This window comes from Kitasatospora sp. NPDC088548, assembly GCF_044753005.1.
Taxonomy (GTDB): Bacteria; Actinomycetota; Actinomycetes; order Streptomycetales; family Streptomycetaceae; genus Kitasatospora.
Genome location: NZ_JBIVMI010000003.1, coordinates 170,849 through 187,768, shown reverse-complemented (window position 1 = coordinate 187,768; position 16,920 = coordinate 170,849). Strand labels below are relative to the sequence as shown.

General features: G+C 72.8%; 12 protein-coding genes. 9 read left to right on the top strand and 3 right to left on the bottom strand.

Translation table 11 applies throughout. The annotated features are described in order from the left end of the window. Window positions 1-147 precede the first annotated feature (147 nt). Entirely contained in the window at window positions 148-384 is a 237-nt protein-coding gene (locus ACIP82_RS06310; RefSeq protein WP_400651431.1) for an acyl carrier protein, read from the top strand. 60 nt (window positions 385-444) lie between these two features. Here ACIP82_RS06310 and ACIP82_RS06305 read toward each other — a convergent pair whose 3' ends face one another. Next, window positions 445-1,302 carry a sugar phosphate isomerase/epimerase family protein gene (locus tag ACIP82_RS06305; RefSeq protein WP_363608163.1) on the bottom strand — a complete coding sequence of 286 codons (858 nt, stop codon included), beginning with the start codon at window positions 1,300-1,302 and terminating at the stop codon, window positions 445-447. Between the two features lie 793 nt (window positions 1,303-2,095). On the opposite strand from ACIP82_RS06305, the gene ACIP82_RS06300 reads away from it, so the two are divergent. The 4 genes from ACIP82_RS06300 to ACIP82_RS06285 all read left to right on the top strand — a co-directional run bounded on the left by ACIP82_RS06300 (window position 2,096) and on the right by ACIP82_RS06285 (window position 8,031). Beyond that, window positions 2,096-3,556 (top strand): helix-turn-helix domain-containing protein, encoded by a 1,461-nt coding sequence (locus ACIP82_RS06300; RefSeq protein ID WP_400651428.1) that lies wholly within the window; start codon window positions 2,096-2,098, stop codon window positions 3,554-3,556. 76 nt (window positions 3,557-3,632) lie between these two features. Next, window positions 3,633-4,892 (top strand): MFS transporter, encoded by a 1,260-nt coding sequence (locus tag ACIP82_RS06295; protein ID WP_400651426.1) that lies wholly within the window; start codon window positions 3,633-3,635, stop codon window positions 4,890-4,892. A 70-nt stretch (window positions 4,893-4,962) separates the two neighbouring features. Further along, on the top strand, window positions 4,963-6,738 hold the full coding sequence (locus ACIP82_RS06290) for a condensation domain-containing protein (protein ID WP_400651423.1): 1,776 nt from the start codon (window positions 4,963-4,965) through the stop codon (window positions 6,736-6,738). A 3-nt stretch (window positions 6,739-6,741) separates the two neighbouring features. Next, complete coding sequence (locus tag ACIP82_RS06285; RefSeq protein ID WP_400651420.1) at window positions 6,742-8,031, top strand: acetyl-CoA carboxylase biotin carboxylase subunit family protein; 1,290 nt, start codon at window positions 6,742-6,744, stop codon at window positions 8,029-8,031. Window positions 8,032-8,051: 20 nt separating this feature from the next. Here ACIP82_RS06285 and glmS read toward each other — a convergent pair whose 3' ends face one another. Both glmS and ACIP82_RS06275 read right to left on the bottom strand, forming a co-directional pair. Further along, a complete protein-coding gene (gene glmS / locus ACIP82_RS06280) occupies window positions 8,052-9,878 on the bottom strand; it encodes a glutamine--fructose-6-phosphate transaminase (isomerizing) (RefSeq protein ID WP_363608168.1) in 1,827 nt (608 codons plus the stop codon). 55 nt (window positions 9,879-9,933) lie between these two features. Then, on the bottom strand, window positions 9,934-10,209 hold the full coding sequence (locus ACIP82_RS06275) for a hypothetical protein (protein ID WP_363608169.1): 276 nt from the start codon (window positions 10,207-10,209) through the stop codon (window positions 9,934-9,936). A gap of 204 nt (window positions 10,210-10,413) precedes the next feature. On the opposite strand from ACIP82_RS06275, the gene asnB reads away from it, so the two are divergent. The 4 genes from asnB to ACIP82_RS06255 all read left to right on the top strand — a co-directional run bounded on the left by asnB (window position 10,414) and on the right by ACIP82_RS06255 (window position 16,689). Further along, entirely contained in the window at window positions 10,414-12,264 is a 1,851-nt protein-coding gene (asnB, locus tag ACIP82_RS06270; protein WP_400651416.1) for an asparagine synthase (glutamine-hydrolyzing), read from the top strand. A gap of 210 nt (window positions 12,265-12,474) precedes the next feature. After that, entirely contained in the window at window positions 12,475-13,584 is a 1,110-nt protein-coding gene (locus ACIP82_RS06265) for a hypothetical protein (protein WP_363608171.1), read from the top strand. 127 nt (window positions 13,585-13,711) lie between these two features. Next, window positions 13,712-15,151, top strand: coding sequence for a pyridoxal phosphate-dependent decarboxylase family protein (locus ACIP82_RS06260; protein WP_400651414.1), 1,440 nt, complete (start codon window positions 13,712-13,714; stop codon window positions 15,149-15,151). Between the two features lie 89 nt (window positions 15,152-15,240). Next, entirely contained in the window at window positions 15,241-16,689 is a 1,449-nt protein-coding gene (locus ACIP82_RS06255) for a GNAT family N-acetyltransferase (RefSeq protein WP_363608173.1), read from the top strand. Window positions 16,690-16,920: the final 231 nt, after the last annotated feature.

Sequence of the window (16,920 nt, the reverse complement as noted above, 5' to 3'; positions counted from 1 at the left end):
CCCGCGCGGCTCCCAGTCGCGACACGGCCTCGCACCGGCACGGCAAGGGGCGACGGGCCCCCCCGCCCCCCCCCCCGCCCCCGGGGGGGGGGGGCCCCGGGGGGCCCCCCCCCGCCCCCCCCCGGCCCCGCGGACCCGGCCGCGGCGATGCTGGCCGTCTGGCGCACGGTGATCGGCTCCGACCTCGGCCCGGACGACCACTTCTTCGAGGTCGGCGGCAACTCGCTGCTCGCCGTGCGGCTGCTCACGGCGGTGCGGGACGCGGGCTTCGGCTCGGTGAGCCTGCGGGAGTTGTACGCGCACCCCAGTCCGGCGGCCCTCGCCGCCGGTCTGAGCGCCCCGGCCACCCCGTCGGCCGCGTCCGGCCCCGCCGCCCGCGGGTGAGAACCGGTTCCGGCCCCGCCGCGCGTGCGGCGGGGCCGGACGGTTCCTCGGCAGGTCCCGTCAGCGGTGCCCGGACCGGGGGCCGGGCTCCCAGAGCCTGGCGAGGTAGTCGATACCGGCCTTCACGCTCTCGTTCCGGGTCTCGAAGGCGATGATGCCCTTCCAGTCCCGCGCCCGGATGGTGTCCGTGATCGCCCGCATCGACAGGGTGCCCTCGTCGAGGGCGAGATGCGCGTCCTGGTCCCCGCTGTTGTTGCTCAGCGACAGGGCCGCTATCGACGACGCGAACTGCTCGAACGCCGGCACCGCGAGCGACTGGTTGACGTTCGCATGGCCGACATCCAGGATGAATCTGATCCCGGGAATCGCGGCGAGGGCCGCGGCGAAATCGGACTCCCTGGTGAAGACGTACGAGAACGGACGGTATTTCGGGTAGTAGGAGAGGTTCTCCAGCCAGACCGTGACGCCGCGTTCGCCCGCTTCCCGGACGACCACGGAAAGCAGGGAGAGGAACCGCTCCAGTGCGGCATCGCGCTGTGCCTTCGTCGGCCGGGGCTCGACGAAGGCGCCCCCGTGCACGATCAGCGCGGTGGCCTCCAGGCGCGCCGCCAGGTCGATCTCGCGTCGCAGGTACTGCAGGCTCGCCGCCTGGATCTCCGGGATCTCCGAGGCCAGCGGTGCCCGGAAGTTTCCGTGCAGGAGGGGCGCGAGCCCGTGCTCCGCGGCGGCCGCCACCAGGTTCCGGGCACGGCTCTCGGACCAGTTGTGCGGCATGTCCGACAGCAGACTCGCATCGATGTACCAGTGGCTGCACCCCTCCTCGTGTGCCGCCGTCAGTCCGTCCTCGGCGGCCAGGTAGCGCTGGACGGCGACGCCGGCGACAAAGGGCAGGGACCGCGTTTCATGCGAGCTTTTCACATTGCACCCACCTCGGGAGAATCTGGCTTTTCTTGCGGGGCCACCCATTTCACATGCCCGGCCACCAACAAATGCGGCAGGAATGGGGAAAAACCGTGCCAGCAGTCTAAGCACGCCGATCGCCGGGGAGGCGGCACAACCAGCGGCAGATGAGGGGAAGTTCACCGCACCGCCCCGCCCCGCCACCGCCGGGCCACCGGGCCGGCCCCAACGGGCCGCCCGCCACCGACCGGTAGCCACCCGGACGATCAACTCCCAAGCCACCAAAGGAAAATACGTCGCTCACTCCCGCCACGACGGGCTACGGTGTAGCCTCCGACCACCAGGTGATCTCCGGTCTTCGCACACGGACGACACACGGCGGGGGGCCGCCGAACCACTCAAACGGGGGAGGGGTATTGGTTCCGCACGACGACGGGTTCATCGAGCACGGCCACAGCCCGGCCGGCCCGACGGCAGACCGCGGCCTACGCCTGCGCCTGCGCAGAGCGACGGCGGTCCGAAGAACGAGAGCGGCCCGGGCCTGCGCCCCGCGCGCGTGAGCGACCGCCGCGAACCCCCACCGGGCCGGCCCCAACACCCCCTCCCGGCCTCGGGATCCCGCTCGGCGCAGACCTCCCGCTCCCCCGTACCGACACGGCGCGGCGCCTCCCCGACCGGGAGCCCGCGCTCCGCCCGGGGCACACCGGCCCCAGCGGCCTCCCCACCTCCTGCACCCGGCGTTGGCACGTCAGGCGCCACCCGGCCGTCATCCACGACCATGACGGCCGGCCGACCAGAGAAGGACCCCCTGATGGAGCGATCGCGATCCGGCGTCGGTGGTGAGGACTTCGGACAACAGCTCCGGAAGTACCGTCAACGCTCCCGGCTCACCCAGACCGCGCTGTCCAACCTCTCCGCCGTCAGCGTGCGCGCCCTGCGCAATCTGGAGCAGAGTCAGGTGGCACTGCCACGCCCGGACACCGTGCGTCTGCTGGCGGACGCTCTGCGGCTGACCGCCCAGGAGCGCGTCTCGTTCGAGCTGGCGGCCGGCTGCGAAGCGGGCGGAGCGCTGTTCGAGGCGCTTGTCATGCCGGCCATCGCCAACGCGCGGCCGCTCCACGGGCGGGAGTGGGAGGTGAACACGATCGTCCGGCGGGTGCTGAGCGAGCACGAGCGCATCACCGCCGTGACCGGCTTCGGCGGCGTCGGCAAGACGCACCTGGCCGTGGCCGCGGCCCAGGCCCTCCACGCGCAGGCGGCCATGCCCACCGTCTGGGTGCCCCTGCGGCAGACGCCCGGCGGCCTCTCCGCGGGGGCGGCGACCCACCGCCGGGCCGGCAGTCCGCACCGGGCCCGGTCCCTCCGGGTGGAAGGGATGCTGACACGCGACGGCGAGAACCTCGACCAGCTCGTCCGGCTGGTCGAGGACCGGTCCGTCCTGCTGGTCCTCGACGGGAACGACGTGGGCCAGGTCCCGCGCGACACCCTGCGGACGCTGATGTGCGAATGTCCGAGACTGCAGATCCTGGAGACCGCGCGGACCCCGCAGGGATCGCCCGAGGAGTACCAGCTCGCACTGCGCCCGCTCACCCTCGCGGCGGCCACCGCACGCCCGGAGGAGATCACCACCGCGCCGGCCATGGCGCTGCTGCTCGAACTGATCACCGATCTCCAGCCCGGCTTCGACCCCGACACCACCACCCTGCGGATGCTCACCGAGATCTGCCACCGGCTGGACGGCCTGCCGAGAGCCCTGGAGGCGGCCGCCTCCTGGTTCACGATCGTCTCGGCGGACGAACTCCTCGGCATGGCCCGCAACGAGCCGCTGCTGCTCGCCACGCATCCCGGGGACCGCGCCGACGCGGTGGCGATGGTGCGGGACGCCGTGCTGGCGCAGCCGCTGCCCTACCGCAACCTCCTCACCCGCCTCTCGAACCGGCCCTGCCCGTGGACGGTCGAGACGGTGGTCGCGTACCTCGGCATGCCACGGGCACAGGCCGCACGCGCGGTCTACGCTCTGCTGCAGTGCGGGCTCATCACCAGAGTGACGTCACCCGTCGAACAGCGGGTGGGCTTCACCGTGCTCAACGCCGTCCGGGCCTATCTGCGGAGCATGCGCGAAACCGCCGGCCAGGCCACGGCGGGGCAGCGCAGATGGCCCCGGTCCAAGGACTGCTCGACGGCGAAAGCCCTGCCGCGGCTCCCGGACCGGCAGTTGAGCGGCAGTTCACCCGCGCCCGTCGAGGACCGACCCAGACAGCTGGCACTGTAGACCGCGAGCCCGGACAGGTGCCACCCGAACAAGGCAGGACGAATCAGTGACCCAGCCGGCAACACCGCAGGCCGTCATGGCAAGGCCGAAGGACTCGCTCTGGCGGAACAAGAACTTCATGCTGCTGTGGTTCGGGCAGGGAGCGGGAACACTCGGTCCACGGATCGCGATCATCGCCCTGCCTCTCCTGGCGCTCGACGTCCTGCATGCCAGCACCTTCCAGGTCTCCCTGCTGACGTCGCTGAGCTGGCTTCCCTTCGCGCTGTTCTCGTTGCCGGCCGGCGTGATCGCGGAGCGGCTGGACCAGCGGAAGATCATGATCTTCTGCGATGTCGCCCGCATGCTGCTGATCCTCTCGGTCCCCCTGGTCGCCCTGGCCGACCGGCTGAGCCTGTTCTACCTGTACGCCGTCACCAGCGCGTCCGGCGTGCTGACCGTCCTGTTCACGGTCGCCTACCGCACCCAGCTGCCGAAACTGGTGAAGAGCACCCAACTGGTCGACGGCAACGGCAAGCTCGGCATGTGCGAGTCCCTCGCGGAGCTGATCGGGCCCGGCCTGGGCGGCACGCTGGTCGGGCTGGTCGGCGCCTCGCGCACGCTGTTCGCCAACGTCCTGACGTACGCCCTCAGCGCCCTGACCCTGGGCATGATCCGCGTCCCGAAGTCCGCGTCCGACGCACCGGGCGGTTCGAACCGCGTGTCCTTCAAGTCGGCCATGGGCGAGGGGCTCACGTTCGTCCGCCGGGAGCCCGTCCTCCGCAGGCTGCTGATCTGCACCAGTGTGACCAACTTCTTCGTGACGGCGACGTACTCGATCGCGGTCACCTTCATGCTGCGCGGCCTGGACGCGTCCCCGGCCGCCGTCGGTCTGGTGTTCACCCTGGGTTCCGTCGGCGGCCTGCTCACCGGCGCCTTCGCCCGGCAGATCTCCGACCGGGTGGGCTCCGCGCGCATCATCTGGGTCGCCATGCTGGTACCCGGCCCGCTGTACCTGCTGATGCCGCTGGCGATGGCGGGCTGGGGCATCGTGCTGTACGCCGTCGGCCTGGCCGCCCTGTCGGCCAACTCCACCCTGTTCAACACCGCGTCGATCTCCTACCGGCAACTGGTCTGCCCGCCCGACCTGCTGAGCCGGGTGAGCGCGGTCTACCTCTGGATCGCCTACGGTGTCATCCCGCTCGGCTCCCTGTTCGGCGGGGCGCTCGGCGCCTCGATCGGGCTCCGGCCGACCCTGCTGGTCTGTGTTCTGGGGATGTGGAGCGCCTCGCTGTTCGTGGTGTTCTCGCCCCTTCGCACCATGCGTGACGTGCCGGTTCCCGTCACCGCGCTCAGCTAGCCACCGATCCTTCGGCCACGCTCCCGCCGCCGTTCCCCGTGGCATGACGCAGGCCGACTACCGAAGGGACATGACGGGCATGGCGGAACCGCCGAAGGACCTCGTCCGCACACCGCCGGCCGACTTCCCCGCGGCCGACTCCCCCGCGGCCGGACCGGTCGACCCGGCGGACCCGGCGGACATCCTGCTGGCCGTGTTCAAGGAGCATCTCGCCGTCGAGCAGATCGACCGGGACAGCAGGTTCTACGCGCTCGGCGGGGACTCGCTGATCGCGGTGCGTGTGGTCAACGCCGCGCGCGCCCGGGGAATCCCGGTCTCGCTACGGGATCTGATGGTCCATCAGACCGTTCGGGGCGTGATCGGCTCGCCCGCCGTGGTCGAGGCGCTGGCCGCCGGCGGCGGCGCCGACCGGAGCACCGCGGCGGAGACCGCCTTCTCCCTCCTCGACCCGGCGGACCGCTCCCTGGTCCCGGCGGGCGTGGTGGACGCCCTGCCCGCCTCGGCCCTCCAGGTCGGCATGCTCTATCTCTGCGAGACCAGCCAGGATCCGCTGCTCTACCACATCATGCACGGCTGGGAGGTGTGCGCGCCCTTCGACGAGAGCTGCTTCCGGACCGCCCTCGCGGAGCTCGGCCGCCGCCACCCGGCCCTGCGGACCTCCTTCGACCTCGGCGAACTCTCGGAACCGGCACAGCTGGTGTGGGAGCGGGCCGAACCGGCCCTGAGCGTCGACCGGGCCGCGGACGCCGGGAAGGCCGAGGCGCTGGTCCGCGACTGGCGTGACCGCCGGGCCGACACACCGCTCGACTGGCAGTCCCCGCCGCTGTTCCACTGCCAGGTGGTGGCCCTGCCGGCGTCCTTTCACGTCGCGCTCGCGGCACACCACGCCATTCTGGACGGCTGGAGTTTCAGCCGGCTGGCCGTGGAGCTGATGACCCTCTACCACCTCGGGCTCGGCGGTCAGGGCGTCGAACTGCCCGGGCTCGCACCGGACGTGCAGCGCGACTTCATCGCCGCCGAGCGCGCGACGGCGGGCTCGGCGGCGGCGGCCGACCACTGGTTCGGACAGGCGAACGTTCCCGCGCTGCTGTTCGGCGCGGCGGCCTCCGGCCGGGTCCCCGATCCGCGGGAGCGCTGCGAGACCGCCCTCGACCCGGAGCTCGTGGGCGCCCTGTCCGCCGTGGCCCGGATGCTCGGCGTCCCGGTGAAGTCCGTCGCGCTCGCCGCCCACGCCCGGGCCCTGGGGAGCTGGACCGGACGCGAGCACGACGTCGTCACCGGTGTCGTGTTCAACACCCGCCCGGAGAGCGCCGGTTCGGATCTGGCGGCCGGGCTCTTCCTCAACACCCTGCCGATCCGCTTCACGACGGTGGACGACACCTGGACGGGTCTCATCAGGGCGGCGGCCACCGCCGAGCGGGAGGGCGCCCCGTACCAGGCCTACCCCCAGGCCAGGGTCGTGGAGCGGCTCGGCCGCCCGGCCTTCGACGTCACCTTCAACTTCATGAACTTCCACGCCTACCAGGAGCTCGACCGCCTGGCGTCGCTGCCCACCCGCGGCTGGTGGCGCCGGGGCAAGCCCAGCTTCCCGTTCCACGTCAATGTCGAGATCACCGGCACCGACGGCCAGATACGGATCGGCTTCGACCCGGCCTTCGTGCCGCGGACCGCCGCGGAGGCCTACGCGGACCTCCTGCGGCAGTCACTGTCCGCGCTGGTGGCGAACCCGGTCAGCCCGGCCGCCCCGCCCGGGCCACCCAGGCCATCGGCGCCATCAGCGCCGTCTGCACCGCCCGCACCGCCCGCACCGCCCGCACCGCCCGCACCGAACGATCGGGGGATATGAGCGATGGCCGACGCCTCTCGGACCCGCTTCGCCGTGCTGTACGACGCGGGCGCGGTTCCCGCCGGGGAGATCGGTGCGGGCCTGGCCGACCTGGGCGACATCGTCTTCCTGGTGCCGCCGGAGTCCGCGCACGTGGACCAGCTCCGGCCGGTGATGGACCTGCTGGGCGAGGTCCGCACGCTCACCGGGGACACCGCGGCGGACACGGAGCTCGTACGGGAGGTCGCTCCGGACGCGATCCTCACCTTCTGCGAGGAGATGATCCGCCCGGCCGCCGAACTCGCCGCCGCCGCAGGGCTTCCCGGTCAGTCGGTACGGACCGCCCGGCTCTTCACCGACAAGGGCGGGCAACGCCGCGCCCTGAGGGAAGCGGGCGTCGACACCACACGCACCCACGTGGTGGAGGACCTCGCGGACTGGCCCACCGCCCTCGGGGCGGTGGGCCTGCCCGCGATCGTCAAACCGGTGACCGGTTCGCGGAGCCGGGACGCCTACGCCATGTGGTCACCGCAGGACGCCCGCACCGTCCGGTCCCGGCTCGCGGACCTCGCCGCCGGCGGGTCGTGGTCCCCCTTCATCATCGAGGAGTTCCTCCCGGGCCGGCCCAGCGAGCCGTTCGGCGACTACGTGTCGGTCGAGAGCGTCTGCACCTCCTCGGGCATCACCCACCTGGTCCTCACCGGCAAGACCCCGGTCATGCCACCGTTCCGGGGGACGGGGCGGATCTGGCCCAGCCACCTGCCGGGCACCGAGGAACAGGAGATCTTCGACCTCGTCACCCGGGCACTGGAGGCCGTGGGATCCGACTTCGGCTTCGCCCACACCGAGCTGAAGCTCACCCCCGAGGGGCCGCGCATCATCGAGCTCAACGGGCGGATCTCCGGCCATGTGAACATGATGGCCCGCGAGTCCTGCGGGCTGGATCTGGTGCGCGTCGGGGCGCTGCTGGCACTCGGCGAGAAGCCCTGGCTGCCGACCTTCGACTTCGGCGGCAGGGTCCACTTCCAGTACAACAACCTCGCACCGCTGCTCCCCTGCCGGCTGGACGCCGTCCACGGAGCCGAGACCGTCCGGGGGCTGCGGGGGGTGACCGCCTACCGCAACTTCGTCCGGCCGGGCGACCGACTGCCCGGCGGCTCGGCGACGCTGACCCTGGACACCATCTCGGGTGTGGGCGACAGCCATGCGGCGGTGGCGCGCACCATCGACGAAGCCCGCTCGGCGCTCACCTTCGAGTTCCGCTTCGCGGACGGCGTCCGCCGGATCAACGGCCTGGACCTGCCGCGACATTGAGACGGGCCGGGCACCGGGCGCTACTCCACGGTCACGCTCTTCGCCAGGTTGCGCGGCTTGTCGACGTCCCGCTTCAGCGCCACCGCCGCGTGGTACGCGAGCAGTTGGAGCGGGATGTTGAGGAGCAGCGGGTCGAGCTCGGGCTCGCTCCTGGGGACGAGGATGCAGTGGTCGGCGAGCTTCGCCTCGGGCCTGCGGTGGGCGACGGCCAGCACCCGGCCGGAGCGGGCCTTGATCTCACCGAGCGTGGTGAGGTTCTTGTCGAGCAGCTCGTCGTCGGGCACCAGGGCGACGGTCGGCAGCGCGGAGCTGATCAGGGCGAGCGGGCCGTGCTTCAACTCGCTCGCGGGGTACGCCTCGGCGTGGACGTAGGAGATCTCCTTGAGCTTCTGCGCGCCCTCCCGCGCGACGGGGTAGCCGCGGACCCGGCCGATGAACATCATGCCCTCGGACCGCGCGTACTCGGCGGCGAGTTCGGCGATGGCGTCGTTCTGCGTGAGGATCTCCCGGATCTGCCCGGGCAGCGCCTTCAGACCGGCCACGATGCGGCGGCCGTCGGCGGGCGAGAGGTCGTGGATGCGCCCGAAGTGCAGGGCGAGCAGCGCGAAGGCGACCACCGTCGAGGTGAAGGCCTTGGTCGAGGCGACCGAGATCTCCGGGCCCGCGTGCAGGTAGATGCCGCCGTCGCACTCGCGCGCGATGGCGCTGCCGACGGTGTTGACGACGCCCAGTACCCGGCCGCCCTTGCGCTTGATCTCCTGGACGGCGGCCAGCGTGTCGTAGGTCTCGCCGGACTGGCTGACCGCGACGTACAGGGTGTCCGCCTCGATCACCGGGTTGCGGTAGCGGAACTCGGAGGCGGGCTCGCTGTGCGCGGGGATCCGGGCCAGCTCCTCGATCAGCTGGGCGCCCATCTCACCGGCGTAGTAGGCGGAACCGCAGCCGAGGATCTTGACCCGGCGGATCTCGCGCAGCTCGCGGGCGTCCAGGTTGAGGCCGCCGAGGTGGGCGGTGGCGAACCGCTCGTCGAGCCGGCCGCCGAGGGTGCGCTCGACCGAGCCGGGCTGCTCGTGGATCTCCTTGAGCAGGAAGTGCTCGTAGCCGCCGGTGTCGTAGGAGTCGGTCTCCCAGTCCACGGTGGACGGCTGGCGGTGCGTGGTGCGGGCGTCCTCGGTGAAGGTGCGGAAGCCGTCGGCGCGGACGGTGGCCAGCTCGCCGTCCTCCAGGTGGACGACTTGCCGGGTGTAGCGGACCAGCGCCGAGACGTCGGAGGCGGCGAACATCTCCTTCTCGCCGATGCCGAGGACGATCGGGCTGCCGTTGCGGGCGACCACGATGCGGTCGGGCTGGGCGGCGTCGAGCACGGCGATGCCGTAGGTGCCGACCACCCTGCCGAGCGCGGCGCGCACCGCGTCCTCCAGCTCGGCCCCGGCCGCGGCGTGGGCGGCGATCAGGTGGGCGAGCACCTCGGAGTCGGTCTCGGAACGGAAGACGGCGCCGTCGGCGGTGAGCCTGGCGCGCAGCTCGTCGGCGTTCTCGATGATGCCGTTGTGGACGACGGCGATCCGGTCGGCGTTGTCCAGGTGCGGGTGGGCGTTGGCGTCGCTGGGTTCGCCGTGGGTGGCCCAGCGGGTGTGGCCGATCCCGGTGGTGCCCTTGAACCGGGCGGGCACGGCGGCGGCGAGGTCGGCGACCCGGCCCTTGGTCTTGCGGACCTTCAGGCCGCCGGTGCGGCCGGTGACGGCGACGCCGGCCGAGTCGTAGCCGCGGTACTCCAGCCGGGCCAGCCCCTCCAGCAGAAAGGGGGTCGCGTCCTTGGGGCCGATGTAGGCCACGATTCCGCACATCTGGGTGGACTCCTTCACGAGGCGGGAAGAGGCGGGGGAAGCGGGCGGCCGGCGGTCAGCCGTAGACCATCCGGCGCAGCTGGCGGGCCGAGAGCCCGGGCGCGGCGACCCGCCTGGCGGGCAGTTCCTCGGCCAGCCGGGCGAAGATCCGCTCGTTGGTCAGGCCGCGCGCCTGCAGCTCACCGTGGCGGCGCCGGACGTACTCCTCGGTCGTCTCGGAGAAGTACGCCAGGACCTCCGCCACGACCCGCGCCGCCTCCCTGGGCCCGAGCGGGCTGGTCCGGGTGAGGTGGGCGAGCAGGTCTTCGTGAGGGTGCGGTGAGCTGGACACGAGCCAGGAGCCTAGGCCGCGCCCGGCGGCGAAACCAAAGATCTTGCCCGAATCCGGGCAGATCTCGGGGCTTTCGGCTCAATCGGGACCCGGAGTCGGTTCACCCCCTTCTCGCCCCACCCTTGTAGCGACCCCCGGTGGCGACGTAGCGTGATTCTCCGCATACGGATCGCAGATGCGTATCGGGAGACCGGAGGCTTGCAGATGTGCGGGATCACCGGATGGGTCGCCTTCGACCGCGACCTCACCGCCGAACGTCCGGTACTGGACGCGATGACGGCCACCCAGTTCTGCCGCGGCCCGGACGCCGGCGGAGTCCACCTGGAGCGGCACGCCGCACTGGGCCACCGCCGCCTCGCGGTGATCGACATCGAGGGCGGCACCCAGCCGATGACGGTCGAGCACGACGGCCGGGCCCTGGCCGTGCTCACCTACAGCGGCGAGGTCTACAACCACCGCGAGCTGCGCGCGGAGCTGGAGGCGACCGGGCACCGCTTCCACACCCGCAGCGACACCGAGGTCGTGCTGCACGCCTACCTCGAATGGGGCGAGGGCCTGGCCGAGCGGCTGAACGGCATGTTCGCCTTCGCCGTCTGGGACACCCGCAGCGAGGAGCTGCTGCTGGTCCGCGACCGGATGGGCATCAAGCCGCTGCACTACTGCCCCACCCCGGACGGCGTGATCTTCGGTTCCGAGGCCAAGGCCGTGCTCGCCCACCCGGCGGTCCGGCCGGTGGTGGACCTCGACGGCCTGCGCGAACTGCTCGCCGTCACCAGGACCCCGGGGCGGACGATCTACCGGGGCATCGCCGAGGTCCGGCCGGGCCATGTGGTCCGGATCCGCCGCACCGGGATCTCCGTCCGCCGCTACTGGGCCCTGGAGGCCCGCGAGCACACCCACAACCTGGAGACCACCGTCGCGACCGTCCGCGCCCTGCTGGACGACATCGTGCACCGCCAGCTGGAGGCGGACGTACCGCTCTGCTCGCTGCTCTCCGGCGGCCTCGACTCCAGCACCGTCACCGCGCTGGCCGCCAGGGCGCTGCGCGAGGCCGGCGCCGGCCCGGTGCGCTCCTTCGCGGTGGACTTCGTCGGCCAGACCGAGCACTTCCAGGCCGACGAGACCCGCCCGACCCCGGACCGGCCGTACGCCCGGCTGCTGGCCGACCACGTCGGCGCCGACCACAGCGTCATCGAACTGGACAGCGCCGCGCTCACCGACCCGGCGCAGCGGGCCGCCGTGCTGCGCGCCCGGGACGCGCCGGGCGGCTTCGGCGACATGGACACCTCCCTGCTGCTGCTCTTCCGCAGCGTGCGCCGGAAGTCGACGGTGGCGCTCTCCGGGGAGTCCGCCGACGAGCTGTTCGGCGGCTACCGCTGGTTCCACGACCCGGGGATCGTCGCCGCCGACGACTTCCCCTGGGCGGCCGCGGCGGTCCAGCTCGGCGGCAGGGGCGCCAGGCCGCGCGAACAGCTGCTGGACGGCGGTCTGCTCGACAGGCTCGATCTGGACGGCTACCGGCGGGCCCGCTACCGCGAGGCGCTGGCCGAGGTCCCGCACCTGCCCGGCGCCGACCCGGTCGAGCGGCGGATGCGGGAGATCTCCTACCTCCACCTCACCCGCTTCGTCTGCATCCTGCTGGACCGCAAGGACCGGATGAGCATGGCCAACGGCCTTGAGGTGCGGGTGCCGTTCTGCGACCACCGGCTGGTGCAGTACGTCTTCAACACCCCCTGGGCGATGAAGACCTTCGACGGCCGGGAGAAGAGCCTGCTGCGTGCCGCCGTCCGGGACGTGCTGCCGCAGGAGGTCGCCGACCGGGTGAAGAGCCCGTACCCGGCCGTGCAGGACCCGCACTACCCGGCGATGCTCCGTGACGAACTGGCCGAGCTCGCCACCGACCCGGCCGCCCCCGTGCTCGCCCTGCTGGACCGGCGGCGGCTCGCCGACGCGCTCGCCCCGGACACCGACCCGCAGACCGTCCGGCTCGGCGTCGATCTGGCGCTGGACCTCAACGCCTGGCTGACGCGGTACCAGGTCTCCCTGGAGCTCTGACCGTTCCCCCGTACGGCGCGGCGGCCCCGCGCCATCCCGCTGCGCCGTACGGGTGGTGACCCCGGGCCATCCCGCGTCGTTGGGCAGGTGGGACGTGCGATAGCGTCGCCGACACCTCCCGAATGGCGGTCGAAAACGCGGAATCCCACCCCCCGTGCCGTCAGGATGGGAAGCGAACCGTCCGCCTCGATCCGCCGGGGGATCTCCGTCATGCAACCGCGAGCATTCGCGATTCTCACCGCTCTTCTGCTGGGGGTCCTGGGCCTGGGATCGGTGGCCGTCACCGACTGGACGCCCGCGCCCGCCGCCGCGGTGGGCGCCCCGGCCGCAGCGGGTGCGGCCGACGCCACCGGCCCGGCGGGCGTCGCGAGCGCCACCCCGACCGGCGACCCGGCGGTGTGGACCCGCTCGACGCTGCGCAACAAACTGATGACCGAGATGCAGGCCACCGACCCCGGGGTCGCGCTGGCCGACCTCGACCGGATCACCAAGCAGCTGCCGTACACCGTCCGGTTCTGCCACCCGATCGCCCACGAGCTCGGGCACGAGGCGGTGAAGCGGTTCAACGCGGACTTCCAGAAGGTCATCTCCTTCCCGCACGAGACCTGCGCGGCCGGCTATCTGCACGGCGCGGTCGAGGAGATGCTGAACGCCTCCCCGCAGCCCGAGGTGGACCTGCTGAAGCTCTGCGCGCCGACCAACATCGGGCCGTGCATCCACGGCGTCGGCCACGGCACCATGTTCGTCGCCAAGCAGGACGTGGCGGCCGCCCGGGCGCTGTGCGACAAGTTCCCCTCCGACCAGAACAAGATCCGGTGCTCGGAGGGGCTGTTCATGCAGCTCTTCGGCCCGGACGAGGAGGACGAGAAGGCGAAGGCCAACCTGCCCGCCGACAAGCTCGCCCAGGACCCGCTGTACCCGTGCAAGGACCAGCCGTCGCTGTTCCAGTCCGCCTGCTTCTTCTACGCGCCGACGTTCTACCTCTCGTCGCACGACTACCCGAACCACCCCGAGGTGTACGCCGACGCGCTGAAGTGGTGTCTGAGCGGCAAGGGCGCCGGCGGGGCCGTGGACTGCAGCCGGGGTGTCGGTTCGCGCACCATGAAGTACAACCTGGACCGCGAGGACTGGGCCGCCCAGCAGTGCGCGACGGCCGCCGACGGCTGGCAGCGCAAGGCCTGCGCCGAGGGCCTGGTCAGCTACTACACGGTCAACTACACCGACGGCGGCGCGGCCGGCCGGCTCTGCGCCAAGCTCACCGACAAGGAGATGCAGGGCTACTGCCGCTCGGCGAGCGGGCTCTCCGCCTCGCTCGACTGACGCCCTCCCCGACCGTTCCCCCCGGGGCCCGCGCCGCACGGCGCGGGCCCCTTCCGTAGGATCGGGCCTGATCACAGGTGCGCCGAGGACGCCGCGCCCCAGGCCCCCACCCGCTGGAGCAGCCCTCATGGACGGACCCGAGGACTTCCGCGCCGCCGCGCACGCCACCGCCGAGCTGGTCTCCGACTACCTCGCCGGGCTGCCCGACCGCCCGGTCTGGCAGCCGATGGACGACACCGCCCGGCAGGCCCTGCTGGACGCGCCGCTGCCCGAGGACGGCCGCCCGCTCGCCGAGCTCCTGGCCGCCATCGGCCAGGACGTCCTGCCGTACCCGATGGGCAACGGCAACCCGCGCTTCTTCGGCTGGGTGAACTCCGCCCCCGCCCCCGCCGGGGTGCTCGCCACCCTGGCCGCCGCCGCGATGAACCCCAGCTCGGCCGGCGGCGACCACGCCGACGTCCATCTGGAGCGCGCCGTGGTGCGCTGGATCGCCGAGCTGGTCGGTTTCCCGCACCCGGCCGGCGGCGGGCTGCTCACCTCCGGCACCTCGATGGCGACCATCGTCTGTCTGGCCGCCGCCCGCGCCCGCGCCGCCCGGCAGGCCGGGTGGAACGTCCGGGAGGACGGCCTGGCGGGCCTGCCGCCGCTGGTCGGCTACGTCACCGGGGAGACCCACTCCTGTGTGCGCAAGGCCGCCGAGCTGCTGGGCCTGGGCAGCAGGCAGTTGCGCACCGTCGCCACCGACCCGGACGGGCGGCTCGACCTCGCCGATCTGCGGGCGGCGATCGAGCGGGACCGGGCCGCCGGGCTGCTGCCGTTCCTGGTGGTCGCCTCGGCCGGCACGGTCGGCACCGGCGCCGTGGACGCCTTCGGCCCGATCGCCGACCTCTGCGCCGAACAGCGCCTCTGGCTGCACGTGGACGGCGCGTACGGGGCGTTCGGCGTGCTGGACCCGGTGATCGCCCACCGCTACGCCGGGCTGGAGCGCGCCGACTCGCTCGCCCTCGACCCGCACAAGTGGCTGGGCGTGCCGGTGGACTGCGGTTGCGCGCTGGTCCGCGACACCGAGGAACTGCGTGGCACCTTCAGCCTGGTGCCGTCCTATCTGCGCGACGAGGCGGCCGGCGCGCTCGGCTGGTTCTCCGAGTACGGCACCGAGCAGACCCGCCCGTTCCGCGCGCTCAAGGTGTGGGCCACCATCGCGCACCGGGGCCGGGCAGGGCTCGCCCAGGACATCGCCCGGTGCACCGAACTAGCCCGCCACCTCGGTGAACTCATCGAGGCCGACGAGGAGTTGGAGCTGCTGGCACCGGTGCAGACCTCGATCACGGCGTTCCGCCACCGGGCCGCCGGACTGGACGAGGCCGCCCTGGACGCGCTCAACCGGGAGCTCCCGGTGGCGGTGCAGCGGCGCGGGCGGGTCTTTGTCACCGGCGCCCGGCTGGCCGGCCGGGAGATGCTGCGCGCCTGCCTGCTCAACGCCGCGACCACCGAGGCGGATCTGGAGCTGCTGCTGGCCGAGGTGAAGGCGGCGGCGGCCGAACTCCTCGGGCGAACGGCCCGGTGACTGCGGCCCGCCACCGAGGCCCGGAGACATTTACCGACAGGTCACGGGGGATTCGTGATCGCGAAACACCGAGGCGGCAGATTGATGCCATGGAGCACCCGGAGAAGCTGACGACGACCGAACAGACCGGACAGGCAGGACAGGCCGGGCAGACCGGGCGGACCGGGACCCCGCCGCCGGCCCCCTCCCGTGCCCGGCGGCGCGGCGCCAGAGGCCACCGCTGGCGCCGCGACTCCGTGGAACTCGCCGCGGTCTTCCTCTCGGTGACCACCGCCGACCTGGTCGCCAAGATCGTCGTGGACGGTCCGGACGGCCCGGTGGTGCTCGCCGCCTCGGCCGCCGCCCTGCTCGCCACGGCGCTCTTCCACACCTGGTGGTCACAGCGCCACCAGCTGCACGGGCCACCGGGCCCGGACGATCCGGCGCCCTCCGCCACGCCCGGACCGCAGGGCCCCCTGGACGAGTTCGAGCCGACCGCGCTCTGGCGGGTGCGCACCACCGTGCCGGACTCCCCCGGCAGCCTGGCCCGGGTCTGCACGGCCTTCGCCGAGCGGCAGGTGAACATCGTCTCGATGCAGTCGCACCCGCTGCCCAGCGGCGCCGTGGACGAGTTCTTCGTCCGCGCGCCGCGCTCGCTCACCCGGGCCGGCCTGGCCGCACTGGTGGCGACCGCGGGCGGCCACGACATCTGGACCGACCCGGCCGACGCACACGATCTGGTGGACGTTCCCACGCATGTCCTGGCACTCGCCACCCGCACCGCGCTGGACGCCGCCGAGCTGCCGGTCGCGCTGCGGCAGTTGTTCGGGCAGTGCGCCATCCGGCAGTACCCGGGCGCGGGCGGGCGGTCCGGCGCCGGGGTGGACGGGCATGTGATGCGGCTGCCCGTGCCGTCCGGGGACCTGATCGAGCTCACCCGCCCGCACCTGCCGTTCACCCCGACCGAGTTCGCCCGCGCCCAGGCCCTGGTGGAGCTGGACACCCTGCTCGGCCCCCGGGTGCCGGACGTCCGGGCCCGGCTGACACTGCCGGCCGGGGCGGACCTGACCGTGCGGCGGGCGGACACCGGCGACAAGGAGGCGGCGCTGGCCATGCACCACCGCTGCTCCCCCGACACCCTGCGCAAGCGCTACCACGGCCCGGTCCGGGACGCCGACCGCTACCTGGACCACCTGCTGGACGCCCGGCACGGCCAGACGCTCGCGGTGGAGACCTCCGACGGGCGGATCGTCGCCCTCGGGCACCTGATGTGGGACGACGACGGCGCCGAGGTCGCGGTACTGGTCGAGGACGCCTGGCAGCGGCGCGGGCTCGGGCTCGACCTGATGCGGCGGATGGCGGCGCTGGCCCTGGAGGCCGGGGTGGAGACGGTGTACGCGGTCACCCAGTCCTCCAACACCGGTCTGATCACCACCATGCGCAAGCTCGCCGCGCCGCTGGACTACCAGGTCGAGGAGGGCACCCTGGTGATCACCGCGCACCTGGCGGAGGCCACCGAGGAGCTCCCCGTCCCCTGGCCCACCCGGCCGGGCGGGTAGCACCCGCCCCCGGATCTTCACCACACCCTCACCCGGGCCGGACGGCGACCTCGCCGCCCGGCCCGCGGCACTCCCCCGCCGGGAACCGGCCCGGCTCCGGGAGCGTCCCCACGGACGAACGGCCCGTTTGCCCACCACCCGTCCTGACGTGGCGTCAGGTGGCCCGCCACCCGGCCGTCGCGGCCGTCGCAGCTGGCCGCACGGGGTCCGGAGGGCCGATCCGGGCGGCGG

Coding starts and splice junctions, on each gene's coding strand:
- ACIP82_RS06310 (WP_400651431.1), top strand. CDS start 148: ATGCTGGCCGTCTGGCGCACGGTGATCGGCTCCGACCTCGGCCCGGAC.
- ACIP82_RS06300 (WP_400651428.1), top strand. CDS start 2,096: ATGGAGCGATCGCGATCCGGCGTCGGTGGTGAGGACTTCGGACAACAG.
- ACIP82_RS06295 (WP_400651426.1), top strand. CDS start 3,633: ATGGCAAGGCCGAAGGACTCGCTCTGGCGGAACAAGAACTTCATGCTG.
- ACIP82_RS06290 (WP_400651423.1), top strand. CDS start 4,963: ATGACGGGCATGGCGGAACCGCCGAAGGACCTCGTCCGCACACCGCCG.
- ACIP82_RS06285 (WP_400651420.1), top strand. CDS start 6,742: ATGGCCGACGCCTCTCGGACCCGCTTCGCCGTGCTGTACGACGCGGGC.
- glmS (WP_363608168.1), bottom strand. CDS start 9,878: ATGTGCGGAATCGTGGCCTACATCGGCCCCAAGGACGCGACCCCCTTT.
- asnB (WP_400651416.1), top strand. CDS start 10,414: ATGTGCGGGATCACCGGATGGGTCGCCTTCGACCGCGACCTCACCGCC.
- ACIP82_RS06265 (WP_363608171.1), top strand. CDS start 12,475: ATGCAACCGCGAGCATTCGCGATTCTCACCGCTCTTCTGCTGGGGGTC.
- ACIP82_RS06260 (WP_400651414.1), top strand. CDS start 13,712: ATGGACGGACCCGAGGACTTCCGCGCCGCCGCGCACGCCACCGCCGAG.
- ACIP82_RS06255 (WP_363608173.1), top strand. CDS start 15,241: ATGGAGCACCCGGAGAAGCTGACGACGACCGAACAGACCGGACAGGCA.